Raw genomic sequence first — 20,868 nt, 5'->3', positions numbered from 1 at the left:
CATGCGTGCCGGGCGGTCGTGACAGGATGCAGCGTGCCCTCGGACAGCGCAGGGTCCTCGGTTGCCGCGGACATGAAGGTGGCGCCGTTGCGGTTCGCCGGCGACGGCGGTGACACGATGACCACCCGCGGCGTCATCCCCGCCGGAGCCAGCCACAAGACCGCCGGCAAGCACGAAACCTCAGCCCCGCCCAGGGCGACCGGACCGGTGACCCCGTGACCACCCCCGGCCCCACCTACGTCGCCGACCTGCACATCCACTCCCGCTACTCGCGCGCCTGCAGCCGGGACCTCACCCTGCCCAACCTCGCCTGGTGGGCCCGCCGCAAGGGCATCGCCGTGCTCGGCACCGGCGACTTCACCCACCCCGCCTGGTTCGATCATCTGCGCGAGAGTCTCCGTCCCGCCTCCGAGCCGGGCCTGTTCCGCCTGGCCCCTGAGGCCGAGAAGGACGTCACCCGTCGCCTCCCCGGCTCGCTGCAGGCAAGCGCTCCCGCGCGGTTCATGCTCAGCGTCGAGATCTCGACGATCTACAAGCGGGACGACCGTACGCGCAAGGTGCATCACCTGATCTACATGCCGGACCTCGAGGCGGCCGCCCGCTTCAATGCGGCGCTGGGGCGGATCGGGAATCTCACCGCGGACGGGCGGCCGATCCTCGGGCTCGATTCGCGGGATCTGCTGGAGATCGTGCTGGAGGCCAGCCCGGACGGCTATCTCGTGCCGGCGCACATCTGGACGCCGTGGTTCTCCGCGCTGGGGTCGAAGTCGGGGTTCGATGCGATCGCCGACTGCTACGCCGACCTGGCCGGGCACATCACCGCCGTCGAGACCGGGTTGTCGTCCGATCCGGAGATGAACTGGCGAGTGTCGAGCCTGGACCGGTACCGGCTCGTCTCCAACTCCGACGCGCATTCGCCGGGTGCGCTGGCCCGGGAGGCGACGCTTTTCTCCGGTACGCCGGACTACTTCGCGGTGAAGGACGGCCGCACCCTCGCGGGGACGATCGAGTTCTTCCCGGAGGAGGGCAAGTATCACGCCGACGGGCATCGGGCGTGCGGCGTGAACTGGGAGCCTGCCCGGACCCGGGAGGCCGGTGGGCGGTGTCCCGAGTGCGGTAAGCCGTTGACCGTCGGGGTGCTGAGCCGGGTCGAGGACCTGGCCGACCGGGAGGCCGGCCTGCCGCGCGGGCAGTCCGTGGAGCATCTGATCCAGCTCGCCGAGATCCTCGGGGAGATCAACGGGGTGGGGCCGAAGTCCAAGACCGTGGACGGGCAGCTCAACCACCTGGTCGCGAACCTCGGCGCGGAGCTGGACATTCTGCGTACGGCGCCGGTGGACGAGATCGGCCGGCACGGCGGCGAGAACCTGCGGGAGGCGATCGCCCGGCTGCGGCGCGGCGAGGTGCGGCGGGCTGCCGGGTACGACGGCGAGTACGGCGTCATCACGCTGTTCGAGCCCGGCGAGCTGCGGACGAAGCAGAGCGCTCCGCAGGCCGAGACGCTGTTCGACATCACGCCGGTGCCGGTGCCGCAGCAGCGGCGCAGTGAGCCGGCGGTCGGCCGGGCCACCGTGCCCAAGGTGAAGGAGCCGGTGCGGAAGGCCGCTCCGCCCATTCCGCCGCCGCCGTCACCGCACGAGCCGTTCGAGCCGATGCTGGCCGGCATGGAGGAGGTCGGCACCGGGCTGCTGGACCGCCTCGACGCCATGCAGCGGGTGGCCGCGTCCGCACCCGGCGGGCCGCTGCTCATCGTGGCCGGTCCGGGCACCGGGAAGACGCGGACGTTGACGCACCGGATCGCGTACCTGTGTGCGGAGATGAACGTGTTCCCGCACCGCTGCCTGGCGATCACCTTCACCCGGCGGGCGGCCGAGGAGATGCGGGCGCGGCTGGATGCGCTGATGGGCGACGCCGCCGAGGACATCACGGTGGGGACGTTCCACGCGGTGGGCCTGACGATCCTGAAGGAGAACGCGAAGGCCGCCGGGCTGGGCGCGGGCTGGCGGATCGCCGACGACGCCGAGCGGGCCGCCGCCCGCGAGCAGGCCGGCGACGACGACGCCTCGTACACGAAGGTGCTCCGCCAGCAGGACCTCGTCGACCTGGATGATCTGCTGACGCTGCCGGTCGCGCTGCTGCGCGACGATCCGGCGCTGGTGGAGCGGTACCGGCGGCAGTGGCAGTGGATCTTCGTCGACGAGTACCAGGACGTCGACGACACCCAGTACGAGCTGCTGCGGCTGCTGAGCCCCGCGGACGGCAACCTGTGCGCGATCGGGGACCCGGATCAGGCGATCTACTCGTTCCGCGGCGCCGACGTGGGCTACTTCCTGCGGTTCGGCGAGGACTTCACCGATGCGCGGCTGGTTCGGCTGACCCGCAACTACCGGTCGTCCGCGCCGATCCTCGCGGCGGCCGTGCAGGCCATCGCGCCGAGCTCGCTGGTGAGCGGCCGGCGGCTGGATCCGGCGCGGGTGAATCCGGAGTCGCCGCTGATCGGGCGCTACTTCGCGGCGAGCGTGGCGGACGAGGCGGACTTCGTCGTGCGTACCGTCGACGAGCTGGTCGGCGGGCTGTCCCACCGGTCGCTCGACTCGGGGCGCGTCGACTCCCGGGCGGTGGCCCCGGGCACGCTGTCCTTCTCGGACATCGCGGTGCTGTACCGCACGGACTCACAGGCGCAGGCCGTGGTGGACGCGCTGTCGCGGGCGGGCGTACCGGTGCAGAAGCGGTCGCACAACCGCCTGCGGGACCGGCCCGGGGTGCAGGTCATCGCGCGCGAGCTGCGGCACGCGGACGGCCCCGGCGGGTCGCTGGCCGCGCGCGTCAAGGGGAGCGCGCAGGTCCTGGCCCAGCGGTACGCGGCCCCGACGCTGGACGCGGAACAGCTGGACCCCGAGGACATCTGGACGGCGGCGGACCTGCTGATGCCGCTTGCCCAGCGGCTCGGCGACGACCTGCCCCGATTCCTGCAGGAGATCGCGACGGGCGCCGAAGTCGACGCGCTGGATCCGCGCGCGGAAGCGGTCAACCTGCTCACCCTGCACGCGGCGAAGGGCCTGGAGTTCCCCGTCGTGTTCCTGGTGGGCTGCGAGGACGGGCTGTTGCCGCTGCGCTGGCCGGGCGGCACCCCGACCGAGGAGGAGACCGCCGAGGAACGCCGGCTGTTCTTCGTGGGCCTGACCCGCGCACAGGATCGGCTGTACGTGAGCCACTCGGCGCGGCGCTTCCGGCACGGCACCGAGCGGGAACAGTCGCCGACGCCGTTCCTGGAGGCCATCGACGCCGGGCTGTTCGAACGCATGGGCGACGCCGTGCCGGCCCGTCCCAAGGACCGCCAGCTGCGGCTTCTCTAGACCGCGAGTCCCAGGAGCGCCCCCGCGAGCAGGGCCGGTCCGAAGGGTAGCGCGGTGCGCCGGCCGGCCCGGCGGGCCGCCAGCAGCGCCACCGCGATCGGCCCGTTGATCAGGTGCGGCGCGAGCAGACCGACGGCCGTCGCCGGCCAGCCGGCGAAGCCGAGGACGAAACCGAGGACCGTCGCCAGCTTCACGTCGCCGAGGCCCAGGCCGTGGCCGGGCAGCAGAGCGATGATCAGGTACGCCGCGGCGCTCAGCCCCGCCGCCACGACCGCCCGCCCCAGCCGGCCGGGCTCCCCGGCGAGCAGCGCCGCCCCGGCCAGCGGTGGCACCGTGACAGCCGCCAGCGCGGCCACGAGGCGGTCGGGCAGGCGCAGGCACCGGATGTCGATCACGGCGAGCAGCACGCCGAGGACGGTGGCCGGCAGGGCGACGAGCAGCAACGGCGACGGGCCGATCGTGGCACCGAGCATTCCGGCGGCCAGCGCCCCGGCGAGGACTGTCCACACCGGCGCCCCCGCGCAGGCGCATGCCGCTCCCGCGCGTACCCAATCGGTGAAGGGTGTGGCGCAGTGAGCGCAAGCCGCCCGGGCCGGCGTCCCGCGCGGGACGGCCAGGCGGTGCGCGACGCGCGGCACGAACGCGGCCGCGGCCGCACCGAAGACGGCCGAGCAGCAGACCAGCCAGACGGACATGGGCAGGAACGGTATCCGCCGGGAAACGGGTGCCGCGCGTCTTGTTGCCGACAGATACGGCGATGTCCGCGGTCGTCGCCACGTTGAGACCATGGTCGGCGCGATTCCGGGAGGGAACGCGCCGGTGGTCCACGCTACGGTTGCCTACAGCGAACCCCGCCTGGAGGAATCCGATGTCGCAGAACGGCCCGTACCCCGGCCAGGGCTGGTCGCCCGGGGGTTCGCCGGGGTCCGGCGAGCCGTACACGGAGCCGGCCGACCCGTGGGGGGAGTCGGCGACCCCTCCGGCCCCGGAGCCCGCCTGGGGTGGGCAGCCGATGTCGGTGCCGCCGCCCGACCGCGGGTACACGCCGCCCCCGTATCAGTCCGCGCCGCTGAACACGCCGCCGCCGGCGTGGCACCAGCCGCCGGCGCCGCTGCCGCAGAAGCGGCGCAACGGTCCGATCGTCGCGCTGCTCGTCGTGTTGGGGCTGTTGGTCTGCGGTGGTCTGGGTACGACAGCGGTGCTGCTGTCGCGGTCCAGCACCTCCGACGCGAACGGCACGCGCGTCCCGGTGACCCCGACCGGGCGCGTGACCAACGACGTCTCCGTTCCCGAGCCGCAGTCCAGCGAGGGCGCGCGGTTCGTCAAGCAGGGCCAGTGCGTCCGCAACGAGGGCAACGCCGACGACAGCCCCGACCTGAAGATCGTGGCGTGTGCCAGCGGGACGTACGAGGTGCTCAAGCGGGTCGACGGCCGGACGACCGGCGAGGCGGACGCCGAGAACAAGTGCGGCAAGGTCGCCAAGTACACCAAGTGGTACTTCTATGACAGCGAGCTGGACAGCCTCGACTTCGTGCTCTGCCTCCGCGAGTATGGCGGCAACTAGCATCGTCTACTGATTTCGCTAGACATCGCTATAGGCGACTCGAATACCCGACTCTAGCTTTGGAGCTAGACAGCCCGATACGGTGCTATCCGTGGATCCGGTGCGGAACCCGTACGCTCCCGGCGCCGGCCAGCGCCCACCCGAGCTGGCCGGGCGCGGCCGTGAGCTGGACGCGTTCGACGTCGTCCTGGAGCGGGTGGCCCGCGGCCGTCCCGAGCGCAGCCTCGTGCTCACCGGGCTGCGCGGCGTGGGCAAGACGGTCCTGCTCAACACGCTGCGGTCGGCCGCGATCGGCCGGCTGTGGGGCACCGGCAAGATCGAGGCCCGGCCGGACCAGTCGTTGCGGCGTCCGGTGTCGGCCGCGCTGCACATGGCCATCCGTGAGCTGACGCCGCACCACCGCAACCCGGAGCGGGTCGACGAGGTGCTCGGCGTGCTCAAGGCGTTCGCGCTGCGGGCCAACGACGCGAACGCAAAGCTCAAGGACCGCTGGGCGCCGGGGATCGACGTGCCGCCCGCCCGCGGCCGGGCCGACTCCGGCGACATCGAGATCGACCTGGTCGAGCTGTTCACCGACGCCGCGTCGCTGGCCACCGACGTGGGCACCGGCATCGCCCTGTTCATCGACGAGATGCAGGATCTGGGACCGGCCGACGTGTCCGCGCTCTGCGCCGCCTGCCACGAGTTGTCCCAGCTGGGGGCCCCGCTGATCGTCGTCGGCGCCGGGCTGCCGCACCTGCCCGCCGTGCTGTCGGCGGCGAAGTCGTACTCCGAGCGGCTCTTCCGCTACCAGCGCATCGACCGGCTCGACCGGATCGCGGCGGACCTGGCGCTGGGTGCTCCCGCCGCCCGCGAGGACGTCGAGTACGAGCCCAAGGCGCTGGACCTGCTCTACGAGAAGTCCGGTGGCTACCCGTACTTCGTGCAGGCGTACGGGAAGGCCACCTGGGATCACGCACCCACCTCGCCGATCACCGCGGAGGACGTCCGCGTCGCCGCGCCGGAGGCGGAGGCCGAGCTGGCGGTGGGCTTCTTCGGCTCGCGGTTCGAGCGTGCGACGCCGGCGGAGCGCGAGTACATGCGGGCCATGGCCGCGCTGTCGGGCGAGACGGACAACGACATGGACGCCGCCGTTGCCACCTCGGAGATCGCGGCGGCGCTGTCCCGGCGGCCGGCCAGCCTGTCCCCGGCGCGCGACGCGCTGATCAAGAAAGGGCTGATCTACTCGGGTGAACGCGGCACGGTCGCCTTCACCGTGCCGCATTTCGGGCGCTACCTGCGTACCCAGCCATAGTTCCCCGGTGGACATCGGCGGACGCGGGTATAACGAGGCTATGAAGCCCGTACGTGCCGCCGCCCGCGCCATGCTCGGTGCCATCTTCGTCGTCAGCGGAGCTCGCATCGTGCTCAACCCCGACTCCAAGGTCACCGCCGCCAAGCGGGTGACCGACAAGGTCGGCCCGATGATCGAGAGGATGGACCCGCGGCTGCCCAGCGACGCCCGGGCCCTGGTCCAGCTCAAGGCGGGCGCCGACGTGGCCGCCGGGCTGCTGCTCGCCACCGGCCGCTTCACCCGTCCGGCCGCCGCGGTCCTGGCCGCCGGGCTGGTGCCGACGACGATCGCCGGGCACCCGTTCTGGGCGTACCCGAAGGACGAGCGCGCGCAGCAAGAGACGCAGTTCCTCAAGAACCTGGGGTTGCTCGGCGGGCTGCTGCTCGCGGCCGCCGACACGCAGGGCAAGCCGGGCCTGAAGTACCGGACCAGCCACGCGCTGGACCGCTCGCAGCGCTCGGTCAGCCGCGCCGTCGACCGGTCGGCGCGGTCGGCGCGCCGCGCGGTGCGCACCGCCAGGCGGGAGGCGAAGATCGCCGCCGCCTCCGCCGCGGTCGCCCGCAAGCTACCCGGCTGATCCTCGCCGCAGGCCGCTGACCTGCGGCGCGTCGCTACCGGCGACGCAATCACCAAACCGGCCGTCCCGCCGTTAAGCGCATCGGAGCGCCTGGGACGAGCACGGGAGGTCGGGCATGCCCGCGATGCGGACACCGGCACGCCCGGCAACGTCCCGGACCCTGGTGGTCACCCTGGTGTGCGTCGGCGTCCTGGCCGCGATGACCACGATCGCCCAACGGTACGGGTTCAGCACGCTGGACCTGGACCGCGCGGCGGCCGGCAGCTGGCTGGGCGGCGACGGGCTGTACGCGTACCGGTCGCCGGTGAGCCATCTGGGCACCGCCCTGCCCCCGCCCGCGGCCGTTCTCACCGCCCCCGCCGCGTTCCTGCCGCTCGCGGTGGCCGGCTGGGCGCTCGGGCTGGCCGGGCTCGCCGCGCTCGCGCTGGCCCTGGTGGCGCTGGCCGGCCCGGTCGCCCGCCGGTACGGCCGCCGCCGCTGGCCGGTGGTGCTCGCCGTGGGCGCCCTGGCCCTGACCATCGAGCCGGTCCGCGCCTGCCTCGGCCTGGGCACGCTGGACCTGGTGGCGTTCGGGCTGGTCACGGCCGACATCGTGGCGCTGCGCCGGGGGGCGTGGGCGCGCAGCCGGGAGTTGTGGTGGCCCGGGCACCGTCCCTTCGCCGGGTCGCTGCTGCAGCGCCTGCGCGCCACCGGCGGCTGGGCCGGGGTGGGGGTGGGGCTGGCCACGGCCCTGACGGTCGGCCCGGCGTTCTTCATCGCGTACCTGATGCTGACCCGGCAGTGGCGGCCGGCGCTGACCGCGCTGACGACGGCGGTGACCGCCGCGACGGCCGCGCTGCTGATCACGCCGCACGAGACCGCCGCCTGGTTCGGCGAGGTGCTGTGGCGCATCGACCGCATCGGGCCGGTCGACGCGCCGGCCAACCAGTCGCTCGGCGGCGTGTTCGCGCGGCTGTACGACTCGGCGAGCACACCATTGCTGGTCTGGCTCTCGTTCGCCATGCTGCTCGTCGCGGTCGGCATGATCCGGGCCCGCTCGGCGCACGCGGACGGCGACGAGGTCACCGCGTTCACGCTGGTCGGGCTCACCGCCGCCGGGACGGGCCCGGTGACCGGGACGCACGAGGTGCTGTGGATGCTGCCGGCGATGCTGGTCCTGGTCGACACGGCCGCGCGGCGGCGGGCGGAGGTACGCGGCGCGCTGCCCGGCCGCCCGCGGTTCCCCGGGGCCGGCCTGGCGACGGCCGCCGGGCTCACCTACCTGCTGCTCGTGCTCGCTCCGATGTGGAGCCTCACCGACGCGTTCTCGCGGAACTCGTACGCGCTCGCCATGATCATTCTGGTCAACGCACTGCCGTGGCGGCCCGCGGCGGCGCCGGCCTTCCCGGTGAACCGGTGGCTGGACCGGCGCCCGGCCACGATCCCGCCACCACGGGAGCCGCTGGTCAGGGGCAGTTGACCCATTCCTCGGCGCCGTCGGCGAAGACCTGACGCTTCCAGATCGGCAACCGGGCCTTCGCCTCGTCGACCAGCCGGGCGCACGCCGCGAACGCCGCCGCCCGGTGCGCGGTGCTGACCGCGGCGACCAGGGCCACGTCGCCGATCTGCAGCGTGCCGACGCGGTGCGAGACCGCCACCGCGTACACGTCCGGGTCGGCGGCGATCTCCTCGGCCACCTCGCGGATCACGGCGGCCGCCGTCGGGTGACCCTCGTATTCCAGCAGCGTGACGCCCCTGCCGTGATCGTGGTCGCGCACGACGCCCTGGAACGACACGACCGCCCCGGCACGCGGATCCGCGACCGCCTTCTCGTGCGCGGCGAGGTCTAGGGCGACGTCGCCCACCTCCGCGATGCGGACACTCTCGGTCATGGGCGTTCTCCCGGATACAGCGGAAGGGGCAGGAAGGGTACGAGGTCACCGGCCGCGGCTTGGCTGTCCGGGCGTACGACGACGAAGCCGTGGGACCGGGCGAGCCCGCGCAGCATCGACGAGCCCACGTGACCGGCCGGGGTGGCCCGGCGCCCGTCGGCGTCCACAGTGGCCAGCGCCAGGTGCGTGAAGCCGCCGCGGCCCGGGACGGGAGCGGTCAGCTCGACCCGGGGCAGCGCCGGCAGGTCGCGCCCGTGCAGACCGGCGAGCAGCGGCGCGACCAGCGACACCAGGGCGATCACCGCGGACTGCGGGTTGCCCGGCAGCCCGGCGAGGAACCGCGGCCGGCCGTCGGGGCCCGGCACGCGGGCGAGCAGCATGGGGAAGCCGGGCCGTACGGCGACGGTGTTCACCACGTAGTCGGCGTGGAGGCGGGACAGGGCGGGGTGCAGGTGGTCGACCGGCCCGTGCATCGTGCCGCCGGTCGTGCAGACCACGTCCGCCACGGCCAGGCCCCGCTCGATCGCCTCGACGTGGGCCTCGAGGGTGTCGCGCACCGGGCCCTGGACGGCCGCGGGGTCGACGGTGGCCCCGTACCGGCGCAGCCACGCCGGGACCAGCGGGCTCAGCGAGTCACGGACCCGGCCGTTCCCCGGCGGCCCGTTGGTGAGCAGCTCGTCGCCGAAGACGAGCAGCGCCGCGCGGGGCCGGGGCCGTACGGGAATCGCGTCGTAGCCGCAGGTGGCCGCCATGCCGAGCACAGCGGGGTCGACCGGCGTCCCGGCCGGCAGCAGCTCCTCGCCGCGGCGGGCCTCGTCGCCGGGCAGCCGCCACTCCGGCTGCGGCCGCGGGGTGCCGCTGACCAGGCCCTGCGCGTCGCGGGCCGACTCCTCGACCCGGATCACCGCCGCCGCCCCCGCGGGGACCATCGCGCCGGTGGCGATCTCGACGCACGTGCCGTCCTCGGTGAGCGGCTCCGCGGTGTTGCCGGCCAGCACCCGGCCCACCGGACGCCACGGGCCCGGACCGCGCACGGCCCAGCCGTCGATGCTCGAGGTGGGGAAGGCGGGCAGGTCGGCGAGGGCGACGAGGGGCTCGGCGAGCGTACGGCCGTCCGCCCCCGCCAGCCCCACCCGCTCGGCGGGGCCCGCCGCGGCCCGGCCCGCCTCGTACGCCAGGCTGCGGGCCTTGTCCCAGTCGACGGGCATGCTGTCAGCGCTCACCCGTGCAGCTTATGGTCGCCGCCGCCGATCTGCTCCACCGTGTGGACGAGGATCGGGCCCAGGACCGCCAGGCCGTCGCGGGCGCCGCCGGTGGAGCCGGGAAGGTTGACGATCAGGGTGCGGCCGGCCACCCCGGCCAGACCCCGGGAGAGCGCGGCGGCGGGCACCTTGTCCCGGCTGTACGCGCGGATCGCCTCGGCGATGCCCGGGATCTCGAAGTCCAGCAGCGGCCGGGTCGCCTCGGGAGTCCGGTCGGTCGGCGTCACCCCGGTGCCGCCACTGGTCACGACGACCTGCACACCGTCGGCCACGGCCGTACGCAGCGCCTCCGCGACCGGCTCACCGTCGGGCACCACGACCGGCGCGGGTTCCACCGCGCAGCCGAGCTCCCGCAGGCCGGCGACGAGCAGGGGGCCGCTGGTGTCCTCGTACACGCCGGTGGCGGCGCGGTTGGAGGCGACGATCACCCGCGCGCGGATCACGGACGGTCCTCCGGGCGTACCCAATCCCCGGTCTTGCCGCCCTCCTTGCGCAGGACGCGGACGGCCTCGACGCTCGCCGCGGGGTCGACGGCCTTGACCATGTCGATCAGGGCGAGCCCGGCGGCGGCGACCGCGGTCAACGCCTCCATCTCCACGCCGGTGCGGTCGGCGGTCTTGGTGGTGGCGACGATGTCCACGCCGGCGTCCGTGACGGTGAGGTCGACGGTGACGCCGTGCAGGGCGATGGGATGGCACAGCGGGATCAGGTCAGGCGTCTTCTTGGCACCCATGATGCCCGCGAGCCGGGCCACCGCCAGGGCGTCACCCTTGGGCAACCCGTCGCTGCGCAGGAGCGCCACCACCTCCGGGCTGGTGATCACCCGGCCGGCGGCGACGGCACGCCGGGTGGTGACCGTCTTGGCCGACACGTCCACCATCCGGGCGGCGCCGGCGGCGTCGACATGGGTCATTTTCGCTGCGTTCGTCACACCGGTCAGCGTATCGACCGCCGGATGGTCTTGGAATTCGCCGCGCCCGGCAATGGCGGAAAGTCAGCATCCCTCCACTTTCCGTAGCCATTTTCGGCACGCAATCCGATCTACGCGGCGAATTGATCCACGCGACGCTTACGGATTAGCACGAACGGCGGCGGCCGTCGTACATTCAACCCGCTCCGTACGGGCGACAGCAGGAGTTTCGGCTGTTTACAGGCCCCAGAACGGGGCATACCGCCATTGCGCAGCGTCATTACCTGGTCACGCATTCGGTACAAAACGAGCAATGCTCGCATTTCGTGAAACGAGCGACAAATCATTCTTCCGCCCCGGCCGTTCCTTTCCTAATCTCTTGGCAGAGAGACACGGAACGCCCAGCGGCGAACCCGATTTGCCGCCGGCGGGAAGTAATGAATCCAACTATTCACGAAAGCGAGGTGCGAGATGCGTGACAACGACTGGCACTGACTCGGCCGACCAGGGTTCGCTACCTTGGGGCAACCAGGCATTGACAGACAGTGCGGGCAACGAGGGACCATGGAGGCATGGGGCGTCCGCAGTGAACGACGCGAGGACCGACAAGCAGCTTGAGCTGTACGTCGGTCTAGTCGCGTTTGTGGGGGTCGGTTGCCTGCTCACGTCCGCGGTGACCGTAACCACCGTTTCCCCCAGCAAGCTGCTCTTCCTCGCCGCGACGACCGTCATCATCGCCTTCGCCAGCGGCCCGATCATCAAGCTGCGGGTCCGCTCCGAGACCCGGGTCTTCGCGGCGACCTCGGCATCGATCCTCCTCGCCATCGCGACCGTGCCGGTTCCATGGGTGGTCATCTGCACCGCGCTGGGCGTTCTCGCCTCCAAGATCTTCATCCGGCAGCCGATCAAGATCGTCTTCAACGTCGCGAAGGACGTCATCGCCGCCGCGGCAGCGGCCTGGACCGCTTCCTTCGTCGGCGTCCGTCCCACCGCTGATCCCCACATCCACCTGCCCAGCCCTCAGGTGCTGGTTCTCGGTCTTGCCGCAGCGGTGATCGTCTACGCCATCGTCGACGACCTTCTCGGCAACACGGTCGTGACGTTGGCGACGGGCACACCCTGGCGCCAGGTCGCCGGCCAGAACCGTGACGTCATGCTGCGCAGCCGCGCCGTGAACCTCGTGCTGGCACTGCTCACCGTGCTGGTGGTCCAGCAGGAACAGCTGCTCATCCTCACCATGGTTCCGACGGTCGCGGCGTTGCAGCTGGCCGCCAAGAACGAGGTCCGGCAGCGGGCGGACCGGGAGGCCTGGCACCGCCTCGCCAGCACGACCGACCGGCTCAACGTCACCGATCTGACCTCCGTCCTGCACGTCGCCGTGACGCGGGCGCCGGACCTCTTCTCCGCTGACGAGGCCGAGATCCAGCTCGACGACACGACCCCGCCCCGGCTGATCCGCGGATCGGACGGTCACCTGCATTTCGAGGGATCGGTGACCGGCTCCGCCCCGCGGGAAGGGTTCATTCTCGAAGCGTGGCTCGACAGCCCGGACGGCCGGATCGGCGTGCTACGGCTGCGGTTCCGCAAGCCCGTGAAACTGAACGAATCCGAGCAGTACAAGCTGCAGACCTTCGCCTCGTCGCTGTCCACGGCCATCGGCAACGCGCGGGCGTACGCCGAGCTCAAACGGATCAACGCGGAGAACGCGTACGCCGCCTCCCACGATCCGCTGACCGGGCTGGCCAACCGCCGCGAGCTGATGGACCAGGCCAACCGCACGTTCGGCCGGCGCGCGACCGACGGCATGTTCGCCATGCTCCTGATCGACCTCAACCACTTCAAGGAAGTCAACGACACGCTCGGTCACACCGCGGGCGACGAGGTGCTCCGCGTGGTCGCCCGCCGGCTCGAGGACGCCGTACGCCCGGGCGACCTGGTGGCCCGTCTCGGCGGCGACGAGTTCGCGGTGCTCCTGTCCGGTCTGCCGGCCCCCGCGGTCGCCACCCACCGGGCCACGGACCTGCTCGCAACCCTCGAACAGCCCATCGAGGTCGACGGTATGCAGCTCACCGTGGAGGCCGCCGGGGGCATCGCCCTGGCACCCGGCAGCGGCGGCGTCCAGGAGCTGATGCGCCGCGCCGACGTGGCCATGTACGAGGCCAAGCGCGGCGGCCGCCGCACGGCGACGTACGCGCACGCCCGGGACACCGCGGACATCGGCCGGCTCGTGCTCGGCGGCGAGCTGACCCGGGCGGTCACCCGCCGCGAGTTCGTCGTCGACTTCCAGCCCATCGCCGATCTCAGCAGCGGCGAGGTCGTCTCCGCCGAGGCCCTGGCCCGCTGGCACCATCCGGAGCACACCAGCCTCACGCCGCTGCAGTTCCTCGAGACGGTCGAGCGCTCCGGCCAGCTGCCCGCCTTCGCCGACGCCGTCCTCGAGAAATCGCTCACCGCGGTCGGCATGTGGCGCGACGCCGGCTTCGATCTCTCCATCGCCGTCAACGTCTCTCCGCGCAGCCTGCTCGACCCCACGTTCCCGGCCGGCGTCCTCAACCGGCTGTCGGCCCTCGGCGTACCGGCCGACCGGCTCGTGCTCGAGCTGGCCGAGTCCCTGACCCTCAGCCAGCTCGAGGTCGTCGACCGCGCCCTGCGCGAGCTGCGCGACGCCGGCGTCAAACTGGTCCTCGACGACTTCGGCACCGGCGTGTCGTCGCTGCCCGTCCTGTCCCGCATCCCGGTGCACCAGCTCAAGATCGATCGCGAGCTGGTGGTGGCGGTGGAGACGTCCGCGGAGGCTGCCGCGGTCATCCGCTCGACCGTCGACCTCGCCCGCAGCCTGCACCTCACGGTCATCGCGGAAGGTGTCGAGAGCGAACCGCAGCGGCACGCCCTCTGGGAGATCGGCTGCGTCGCCGGCCAGGGCCACCTCTTCGCCCGCCCGATGGCGGCGGGACGCTTCCTCGCCGCCCTGAAGCGCGGCTCCGGCGGCCGCCCCGGAACGCTCGCCGAGCCCCTGCACACCACCGGCTCCGTCGTCCGCATGCCGCGTCGCCGGCCGCCGAGAAGGTCTCTGCCACACTTGCCCGCGTGAGGTTCCCGGCGCAGACCACCCGGGCCGGCGAGGCTCCTCCCCGCGTGAGCCTGCCGGCGCGCATCAACCGCTCGGCCGGTGGCCTGGCGGCGGACGTGGCGCTCTACGGGATCTCGGCCGTCTTCGCCTCGATCACCGCGCTCACCTCGACGCTGCTGCCGCACCGGGCGTGGGGCTCGATCGCCGCGTGGGCGTACGTCGCCGCGTTCCTCGTGACCGGAACGCAACTCCTCCTGCGCCGGCCGATCTTCCGGACGGCCCTGACGTGGGCGGCCTGGGCCGGCGTCGCGCTGCTCCCGCTCATGGTGCAGGCGGTGCAGCGCGCGGACGGGCGCACCGACCGGGCCCAGGAGGAAGTGCTCGTCGTCGAGCACATGGGACAACGGTTGGCGGAGACGGGAACCCCCTACCTCGGACCGGAGGCGATCGGCGCGCTGCCGCCGGGGGAGCAGTTGCTGGGCTATGCCCCGTACCAGCCGGGAATGGCCGCTTTCGGCCTGCCCCGCGCCGCCTTCGGCGACGCCTGGTGGACGGACGCGCGGATCTGGTTTGCGCTGGTCACCGCGGCCGCTCTGGTCACGGCGGTCCGCCTGCTGCGCTCCCATCCGGTACGCGCGGTGCAGTTCGCCACCGTGCTGCCCATCTGCGCCCTGACGGTGGCCACGGGCGGCGACGACCTGCCCGTGCTCGCCCTGTCCCTGCTGGCGCTCGCCTGCTGCGCGACCGTCCGCTTCACCGCCGCGGGCCTCGCCATCGGGGCAGCCGCCGCGCTGAAGCTGTTCGCCCTCCCGGTGCTGGCCGTGCTGCTGGTACTCGCCTACACCACGGGCAACCTGCGCCGCTTCGCGCCGTTCGCGCTCGGCGTACCCCTGATCGCCCTGCTTCCGGCAGCGGTCGACAGCGACGCCTTCGTCGAAAACGTCATCCGCTTCCCGCTCGGCCACGGCATCGTGACCAGCCCGGCCCAATCACCCTTCCCCGGCTACCTGATCACCCAGGCGGTCCCGGGCGGGCGCTACGTCGCGGCGGGACTGCTGGTCGCGGCCGGCCTGGCGATCGCGGTGCTGCTCATCCGCCGTCCGCCGCGCACGGCCGCGACCGCGGCGCTCTTCTGCGGGTACGGCCTCCTGGCCGCGATCCTCCTCATGCCGACGACGCGGTTCGGCTATCTGCTGTACCCGCTGGCGCTGTTGGTTTGGGCTCACGCACTCCGTTCACCTTCTGCGGTGGGCGGCGCTCCGGCGGCAGGTGGTGCTTCGGCGGTGGGCGGAGCTACACCCGCTCGCGGGAGCTGACGGCCCCTTCACCCGGGTCGGGGTCGCTTCCTCGCTCGCTTCCGCTCACGGCCTTCGCTCGCGCGACGCTCGACGTCGCGCTGCCCCTCGTCGCTGCCCTCTCGTCGCGCGCCGCTCCTCGTCGCGTGACCCCCCGCTTGTGCGAACCTCTCGCTCGCCCGATCCTCCTCGCGCGCTTCGACGCGTACGCGGGCTTTCATCCGCGCCGCAGCCGGTCCTCAGCAGACCCACAGCTACGAGGGCGCCACGCCGTGACCCGGGCTTGTACCGTTTGTGACATGCAGATGACCTGTCCCAAGTGCCACGGCGAGATGCGGGTGTACGAGCGCAGCGGCGTCACGGTCGACCAGTGCACCGAATGCCGCGGGATCTTCCTGGACCGCGGCGAGCTGGAGAAACTGTTCGAGGCCGAGGCCAACTGGAACAGCCGCCAGGCACCGGCCGCACCCCCGCGCCCGGCCCAGGCCCCGCCGGCGCCGGGCGGGTACGCCGCACCGCCCCCGCCGCCCCCCGGAGGTGGCTACGCCCCGCCGCCCCCGCCGCAGCCGGGCTACGGCCAGCCCGCCTACCCGCCGGCAGCGGCCGCGTACGGCGCCCCGCAGTACGGCCACGGTGGCGGCTACCACGGGCACTACCGGCACGGGCACGGTGGCTACCACGGCCACTACCGCCGCCGGAAGAGCTTCCTGGGCGAGCTCTTCGACTAAGGCCTTCGCATCGCGGCGCGACGCCTGGGCAGCCGGGCGTCGCGCCGGGACGGCGAGTTCCCGGATCGTCTCGTCATGTCTTGCTGCGGCCCGTCGTCGCGCTGCGGCCTGTCGTCGCGCTCCAGGCTTTCGTCGCTCCTCGGCCTTCGTCGCTCTTCGGGCTTCGTTGCGCTTCGGGCATTGGTCCCCGCTCCGGGTTTACTCGCGCTCCGGGTTTACTCGCGCTCCGAGCTTTCCTCGCGCGCCGGTGACCAACTCAATCCCGCACCAACCTCAGCGGCCGGCCACCGACAAGCTCGCCCCCGCGCCTCACCGGCCACCGGCCCGCCGCCCGCACGGCGGCATCCCCGGCCGGCGACCAGCTCTCCGCGGGGACCGGACCGGCCGACCTCGCCGGCTGCCGCTACACGATCGCCATGTCGACGAAGCGGGACAGGTGCAGCTGCGCCGCCACCGTCACCGTGTCGGTCGGGCCGTTACGGTGCTTCGCCACGATGAAGTCCGCCTCGCCCGCGCGCGGCGACTCCTTGTCGTAGTAGTCGTCGCGGTGCAGCAGTAGCACCACGTCCGCGTCCTGCTCGATGGAACCGGATTCGCGCAGATCGGACAGCTGCGGCCGCTTGTCCGTACGTTGCTCCGGGCCTCGGTTCAGCTGGCTCACCGCGATCACCGGGCACTCGATCTCCTTGGCCAGCAGCTTGAGGCCTCGGGACAGCTCGGAGACCTCCTGCTGGCGGCTCTCCGTCTTCTTGGGCGACGTCATGAGCTGCAGGTAGTCGATCACCAGGAGCTTGAGGTTGTGACGCTGCTTGAGGCGGCGGGCCTTCGCGCGGATCTCCATGAGGTTCATGCTCGGCGTGTCGTCGACGAAGATCGGGGCCTCGCTGATCTCGCCCATGCGGCGGGCGAGCTTGGTCCAGTCGTCGTCGGAGAGCTGGCCGGAGCGCAGCGAGTGCAGCGGTACGCGCGCCTCCGCGGAGAGCAGACGCATGACCATCTCGATCTTGCTCATTTCGAGCGAGAAGATGGCGCTGGCACAGTTCGACCGAATCGCGGCATTTCGAGCAAAATCCATACTCACCGTTGATTTGCCCAAGCCGGGGCGTCCCGCCACGATGATCAGCTGGCCGGGGTGCAGGCCGTTGAGGAGCCGGTCCAGGTCGGCGAAGCCCGTGGGTACGCCGGTCATCATGCCGCCCGAGGCGCCGACGGCCTCGATCTCGTCCAGGGTCGGCTGCAGCATGTCGCCCAGCGTGGCGAAGTCCTCGCTGACCCGGTTCTCCGTCACGTCGTAGATCGCCTGCTGGGCCAGGTCGACGATGTCGTCCACGTCCCGGCCGCCGTGGCCGTTGGCGCCGTAGCCCAGCTGAACGATCTTGGTGCCGGCCTCGACCAGCCGGCGCAGCACGGCGCGCTCGGAGACGATCCGTGCGTAGTACGCCGCGTTGGCCGCGGTCGGCACGCTCTCCATGAGGGTGTGCAGGTACGGCACCCCGCCGATGCGCTGCAGGTCACCGGAGTCGGCCAGCGCCGCCGCGACCGTGACGCCGTCGGCGGGTTCGCCGCGGCCGTACAGGTCGAGGATGATGTCGAAGATCGTCGCGTGCACCGGGCGGTAGAAGTCGTGGGTCTTCAGGATCTCCACGACGTCGGCGATGGCGTCCTTGGACAGCAGCATGCCGCCGAGCACGCTCTGCTCGGCGGCGATGTCCTGTGGCGGCGTCTTGTCGAAGCCGCCGTCGGGCGGGGGCCCGCCACCGGGAGGCCGGCCGCCGCCACCCGGTCGCCCACCGCCGGGCGACTGCTGCCGGGACTCCGGCCGTGCGTCATCGGTGATCGACACTCCGACCTCTCCTCCTCGTGTGCAGCGTCCGGCTCGGCGCCACGCCCGGCACCGGGCTCGGCGTCACGCCGGCGCCCGGCTCGGCACCGGGCTGGCCCCACGCGGCGCCAGGCTCGGCCTCATGTGCGGTGCCCAACGCAACCTTCCCTGCGACACCAGGCCGGGCCGCAAACGCGACACCAGACCAGGCCGCAAACGCGACACCAGACCAGGCCGCAAACGCGACACCAGACCAGGCCGCAAACGCGACACCAGACCGGGCCGCAAGTGCGATACCAAGCCAGGCCGCGCCTGCGGCACCAAGCCGGCCGAACCCGCGGCGCCCGGCCGGGCCGCACGTGCGGCATCGAGCCAGGCACTCGGCTCGGCGACCCGGGCCGGCCACGCCCGTGCCGCGCAAACCGAACCACCCTGCGCCTTCCGAGTCGATCAAACAACCCGGGTACGACACTTTCGGGTGAGCCGGTCCACCGCCGGGTGATCCATCCCACCGAACCGCCCGAAACGTCGCTTCGCGCGTACCGGATCGGCCCTGAGGCGTGATCCGGCGCGGGTAACCATACGAAGCCGCACGTCATCGGCCCAAGCAGGCCGGTGGACGAGTCTCGGGACAACTTGTGGACAATGCCTCCGTACCTGTGTGCAGCCCTGTGCACAGCCTGTGTATAACGCCTGGGGATGCTGCCCGGCGTACCCCAATGACCTGGGTTTTCGGTGTCCCCAGCGTGTGGAGGGAATAAAAAGGTGCGGCCCGTGACGAAGCCATCGCCCCTGGGCGTTGCAGATCCGGGGAACGCACGTCACGCTTTTCAGGTGGACCAACGGGAGTGGGACTACGGCGCCCGCCTGCCGCGGGAGAGGAGCGCCGCGGAGCCCTGGTCCACCCGTGAGGGCCCGGAAAGTACCGATTCGCCCCAGGTAGCGGAGCCGGGCGCACCCGTGTGGGGCACCGGGTCGGTGACCGACACCGGCAGCATGCAGCCGATACCCGAGGCCGTCGCCTGGTCGTTGCGGGCCGAGGCCTGGGCGCAGAACGAGGACCAGGCGGTCGAGCGGTCCGGATCCGGCACGGTCAGCCGCTGGTCCGACGTCGCGGCGACCGGCCGGCCACCGATCCCCGCCGACGGCGTCGGATGGCGCACGTCGACAGCGGAGTGGCGGTCCACGGACAGCGCCCGCTGGCGTCAGACGACGGAGTGGCGGTCCGCGTCCGGCACGCACGGATGGCGTACGACGACCGAGGCGTGGCAGACCGGCGGGGACGCCACCGGTTTCGTCCCGCCGGTCGACCCGCCCACGCGGCTCCCCGCGATCTCCGGCACCGCCTGGCCCACCCCGGAGAACGGCGACCCGAGCGCGACCACCCCGCCCACCTCGGCGGTGCCTAGCTGGCAGCAGCCGCCGACCACCTCGGTTCCCGGCTGGCAGCAGCCCGACGACACGCCGAGCTGGCAGCGCGAACGGCCGGCAACCGAGGCCACCCCGTCCTGGCAGCAGCGACCCGCCGACGCAGCACCGTCCTGGCAGCAGCGACCCGCCGACGCGGCGCCGAGCTGGCAGCAGCCACCTGCCGATGCCACACCGAGCTGGCAGCAGCGTCCGGCCGACGCAGCTCCGTCCTGGGAGCGCCCCGCCGACCCGGCGCCGTCGTGGCAGCGTCGTCCCGACGATCCCACCCCCTCCTGGCAGCAGCGACCCGCCGACGCGGCGCCGAGCTGGCAGCGTGCCGACGACCGCCCGTCGTGGCAGCAGTTCGCCGGGCCGCCGGCGACACCGGCGGTCCCGCCGGCTCCCTCGTGGCAGCCGGCCGACGCGCCGCGCCCGGACCGCCCGTCGTGGGACAGCCGGCCGAGCTGGCAACAGTTCGCTGAGACCACCCGCCCGTCGCGGGGAAACGGCGCCGACCGTGAGACCCCTGCGGACCGGCCGGGGGAAAGCTCGCCCAGCTGGCGAAATCCGCAGCCGCCCACCGCGTACACCGGGAGCCGGTCGGCACCGGGCACCTTCGACGACGGCCGCCACCTGGTCCGGGAGGACGACCGGGCGCAGTGGCGCCGCGAGACGGGCTTCGACGACGGGTCGCGCCAGGCGGGCCGCCGCCGGGCCACGGAGCCGGGATCGCGTACGAGCGGAGGCACCGGCTGGACGGTTCGCTCGGACGCCGACAACTGGGCCGGACACACCGACACCGGCAGCATCCCGGCGTTCCAGGACCCGGTCGCCGACAGCCCAGGCTGGCGACGCGACGCCGGGGAGCAGCCGGACAGCTGGCGGACCAGTTCGACCACGAACAGCTGGCAGAGCAGCGCGCCGACGACCGGCAGCCGCCGTGGCACCGACCCGGCGGACAGGTGGCGCAGCGGGGACGAGACTTCCGGCAGCGGCCGGACGGACAGTTGGCGCAGCGGCGACGAGGCCGGCACCGGCTGGCGGTCCCAGGAGCCCACCCGCGACTCCTGGCGCTCCGCCGAACCGCCCGCCGACGGCTGGCGCAGCGGCGACCAGACCCGTGATGGGCGGCGGGACACCGGTTCATGGCGGCGCGACCCCGATCCGGGACCGCCCGTGGACCCGTGGGCACAGAGTGCGGGGGAGACCGGCGTCATCCCGCTGCCGCTCCAGCCCCGCGACCGCGAGGGTGGCGGCTGGCAGAGCCGTACGGACACCGGTTCCTGGCAGCGCGACCTCGCCGGCCGGCCGGACGACGGCGGCCGGCGCAGCCGCGCCGACCGGGCGGACACCGGTTCCGGACGCCGCGAGATCGAGTCGGGGGCGCGGTCGGAGAGCGGCTCCTGGCAGCGCGACCAGGACGGCCCGGACACGGGTACGTGGCAGCGCGGCGGCCGCCGCAGCTCGTGGCAGTCCGACGACGAGGCCTCCGCGGACGCCCGCCCCGACACCGACTCCCGGCGGCGTGGGGACGAACCGCGCAGCCGCACCGACACCGGCTCCTGGCAGCGCGAGGACGAACCGCGCAGCCGCACCGACACCGGCTCCTGGCAGCGCGAGGACGAACCGCGCAGCCGCACCGACACCGGCTCCTGGCAGCGCGAGGACGA

15 protein-coding genes and 1 pseudogene are annotated in these 20,868 nt (G+C 72.9%); 10 read left to right on the top strand and 6 right to left on the bottom strand.

The features are described from left to right. Positions 1-33: 33 nt before the first annotated feature. Together AB0K03_RS18675 and AB0K03_RS18670 are read left to right on the top strand one after the other, a co-directional pair. Complete coding sequence (locus AB0K03_RS18675) at positions 34-219, top strand: hypothetical protein (RefSeq protein ID WP_364686239.1); 186 nt, start codon at positions 34-36, stop codon at positions 217-219. Continuing rightward, the gene (locus AB0K03_RS18670; protein ID WP_364686236.1) at positions 216-3,356 is read left to right on the top strand and encodes a UvrD-helicase domain-containing protein; all 3,141 of its coding nucleotides are present in this window, start codon (positions 216-218) and stop codon (positions 3,354-3,356) included. The genes AB0K03_RS18675 and AB0K03_RS18670 overlap by 4 nt, the downstream gene beginning before the upstream one ends. Here the strand turns inward: AB0K03_RS18670 and AB0K03_RS18665 are convergent. Then, the gene (locus AB0K03_RS18665) at positions 3,353-4,051 is read right to left on the bottom strand and encodes a prepilin peptidase (RefSeq protein ID WP_364686233.1); all 699 of its coding nucleotides are present in this window, start codon (positions 4,049-4,051) and stop codon (positions 3,353-3,355) included. The genes AB0K03_RS18670 and AB0K03_RS18665 overlap by 4 nt on opposite strands. Positions 4,052-4,224: 173 nt before the next feature. Here AB0K03_RS18665 and AB0K03_RS18660 point away from each other — a divergent pair, with 173 nt between their 5' ends. The 4 genes from AB0K03_RS18660 to AB0K03_RS18645 all read left to right on the top strand — a co-directional run bounded on the left by AB0K03_RS18660 (position 4,225) and on the right by AB0K03_RS18645 (position 8,289). Then, a complete protein-coding gene (locus tag AB0K03_RS18660) occupies positions 4,225-4,920 on the top strand; it encodes an LppU/SCO3897 family protein (RefSeq protein ID WP_364686230.1) in 696 nt (231 codons plus the stop codon). Between the two features lie 91 nt (positions 4,921-5,011). Further along, positions 5,012-6,214: an ATP-binding protein gene (locus AB0K03_RS18655; protein ID WP_364686227.1), complete on the top strand. Its 1,203-nt coding sequence runs from the start codon at positions 5,012-5,014 to the stop codon at positions 6,212-6,214. Between the two features lie 40 nt (positions 6,215-6,254). Then, positions 6,255-6,830 carry a DoxX family protein gene (locus AB0K03_RS18650; RefSeq protein ID WP_364686224.1) on the top strand — a complete coding sequence of 192 codons (576 nt, stop codon included), beginning with the start codon at positions 6,255-6,257 and terminating at the stop codon, positions 6,828-6,830. Between the two features lie 115 nt (positions 6,831-6,945). After that, entirely contained in the window at positions 6,946-8,289 is a 1,344-nt protein-coding gene (locus AB0K03_RS18645) for a glycosyltransferase 87 family protein (RefSeq protein WP_364686221.1), read from the top strand. Here the strand turns inward: AB0K03_RS18645 and AB0K03_RS18640 are convergent. The 4 genes from AB0K03_RS18640 to moaC are packed head-to-tail and all read right to left on the bottom strand — an operon-like array spanning position 8,276 to position 10,894. Continuing rightward, the gene (locus AB0K03_RS18640) at positions 8,276-8,701 is read right to left on the bottom strand and encodes a molybdenum cofactor biosynthesis protein MoaE (protein ID WP_364686218.1); all 426 of its coding nucleotides are present in this window, start codon (positions 8,699-8,701) and stop codon (positions 8,276-8,278) included. The genes AB0K03_RS18645 and AB0K03_RS18640 overlap by 14 nt on opposite strands. Then, positions 8,698-9,909, bottom strand: coding sequence for a molybdopterin molybdotransferase MoeA (locus AB0K03_RS18635; protein WP_364686758.1), 1,212 nt, complete (start codon positions 9,907-9,909; stop codon positions 8,698-8,700). Before AB0K03_RS18635 ends, AB0K03_RS18640 begins: the two co-directional genes overlap by 4 nt. Positions 9,910-9,920: 11 nt before the next feature. Then, a complete protein-coding gene (locus AB0K03_RS18630; protein ID WP_364686215.1) occupies positions 9,921-10,406 on the bottom strand; it encodes a MogA/MoaB family molybdenum cofactor biosynthesis protein in 486 nt (161 codons plus the stop codon). Continuing rightward, positions 10,403-10,894 (bottom strand): cyclic pyranopterin monophosphate synthase MoaC, encoded by a 492-nt coding sequence (gene moaC / locus AB0K03_RS18625; RefSeq protein ID WP_364686212.1) that lies wholly within the window; start codon positions 10,892-10,894, stop codon positions 10,403-10,405. The genes AB0K03_RS18630 and moaC overlap by 4 nt, the downstream gene beginning before the upstream one ends. Before the next feature lie 652 nt (positions 10,895-11,546). Here moaC and AB0K03_RS18620 point away from each other — a divergent pair. The 3 genes from AB0K03_RS18620 (at position 11,547) to AB0K03_RS18610 (ending at position 15,966) form a co-directional block, all read left to right on the top strand. Then, positions 11,547-13,964, top strand: a complete 2,418-nt coding sequence (locus AB0K03_RS18620; protein WP_364686209.1) for a bifunctional diguanylate cyclase/phosphodiesterase — start codon at positions 11,547-11,549, stop codon at positions 13,962-13,964. Between the two features lie 50 nt (positions 13,965-14,014). Continuing rightward, positions 14,015-15,259: a glycosyltransferase 87 family protein gene (locus tag AB0K03_RS18615; protein ID WP_364686755.1), complete on the top strand. Its 1,245-nt coding sequence runs from the start codon at positions 14,015-14,017 to the stop codon at positions 15,257-15,259. Between the two features lie 278 nt (positions 15,260-15,537). Further along, entirely contained in the window at positions 15,538-15,966 is a 429-nt protein-coding gene (locus AB0K03_RS18610) for a zf-TFIIB domain-containing protein (protein ID WP_364686206.1), read from the top strand. Between the two features lie 403 nt (positions 15,967-16,369). On the opposite strand, the gene dnaB is transcribed toward AB0K03_RS18610, so the two are convergent. Then, positions 16,370-17,809 carry a replicative DNA helicase gene (gene dnaB / locus AB0K03_RS18605; RefSeq protein WP_364686204.1) on the bottom strand — a complete coding sequence of 480 codons (1,440 nt, stop codon included), beginning with the start codon at positions 17,807-17,809 and terminating at the stop codon, positions 16,370-16,372. Positions 17,810-18,622: 813 nt separating this feature from the next. On the opposite strand from dnaB, the pseudogene AB0K03_RS18600 reads away from it, so the two are divergent. Beyond that, positions 18,623-20,868 (top strand): annotated as a pseudogene (locus tag AB0K03_RS18600) (hypothetical protein); the annotation flags it as partial.

It is taken from the genome of Actinoplanes sp. NPDC049316 (genome assembly GCF_040677315.1).
Taxonomy (GTDB): Bacteria; Actinomycetota; Actinomycetes; order Mycobacteriales; family Micromonosporaceae; genus Actinoplanes.
The sequence above is the reverse complement of the archived record's forward strand: the minus strand, read 5'-3'. Positions and strand labels throughout refer to the sequence as shown.

Bases quoted from the DNA above. Each gene is read 5' to 3' on its own strand.
- AB0K03_RS18665 (WP_364686233.1), bottom strand. From the start codon at position 4,051: ATGTCCGTCTGGCTGGTCTGCTGCTCGGCCGTCTTCGGTGCGGCCGCG.
- AB0K03_RS18660 (WP_364686230.1), top strand. From the start codon at position 4,225: ATGTCGCAGAACGGCCCGTACCCCGGCCAGGGCTGGTCGCCCGGGGGT.
- AB0K03_RS18650 (WP_364686224.1), top strand. From the start codon at position 6,255: ATGAAGCCCGTACGTGCCGCCGCCCGCGCCATGCTCGGTGCCATCTTC.
- AB0K03_RS18645 (WP_364686221.1), top strand. From the start codon at position 6,946: ATGCCCGCGATGCGGACACCGGCACGCCCGGCAACGTCCCGGACCCTG.
- AB0K03_RS18640 (WP_364686218.1), bottom strand. From the start codon at position 8,701: ATGACCGAGAGTGTCCGCATCGCGGAGGTGGGCGACGTCGCCCTAGAC.
- AB0K03_RS18635 (WP_364686758.1), bottom strand. From the start codon at position 9,909: ATGCCCGTCGACTGGGACAAGGCCCGCAGCCTGGCGTACGAGGCGGGC.
- AB0K03_RS18610 (WP_364686206.1), top strand. From the start codon at position 15,538: ATGCAGATGACCTGTCCCAAGTGCCACGGCGAGATGCGGGTGTACGAG.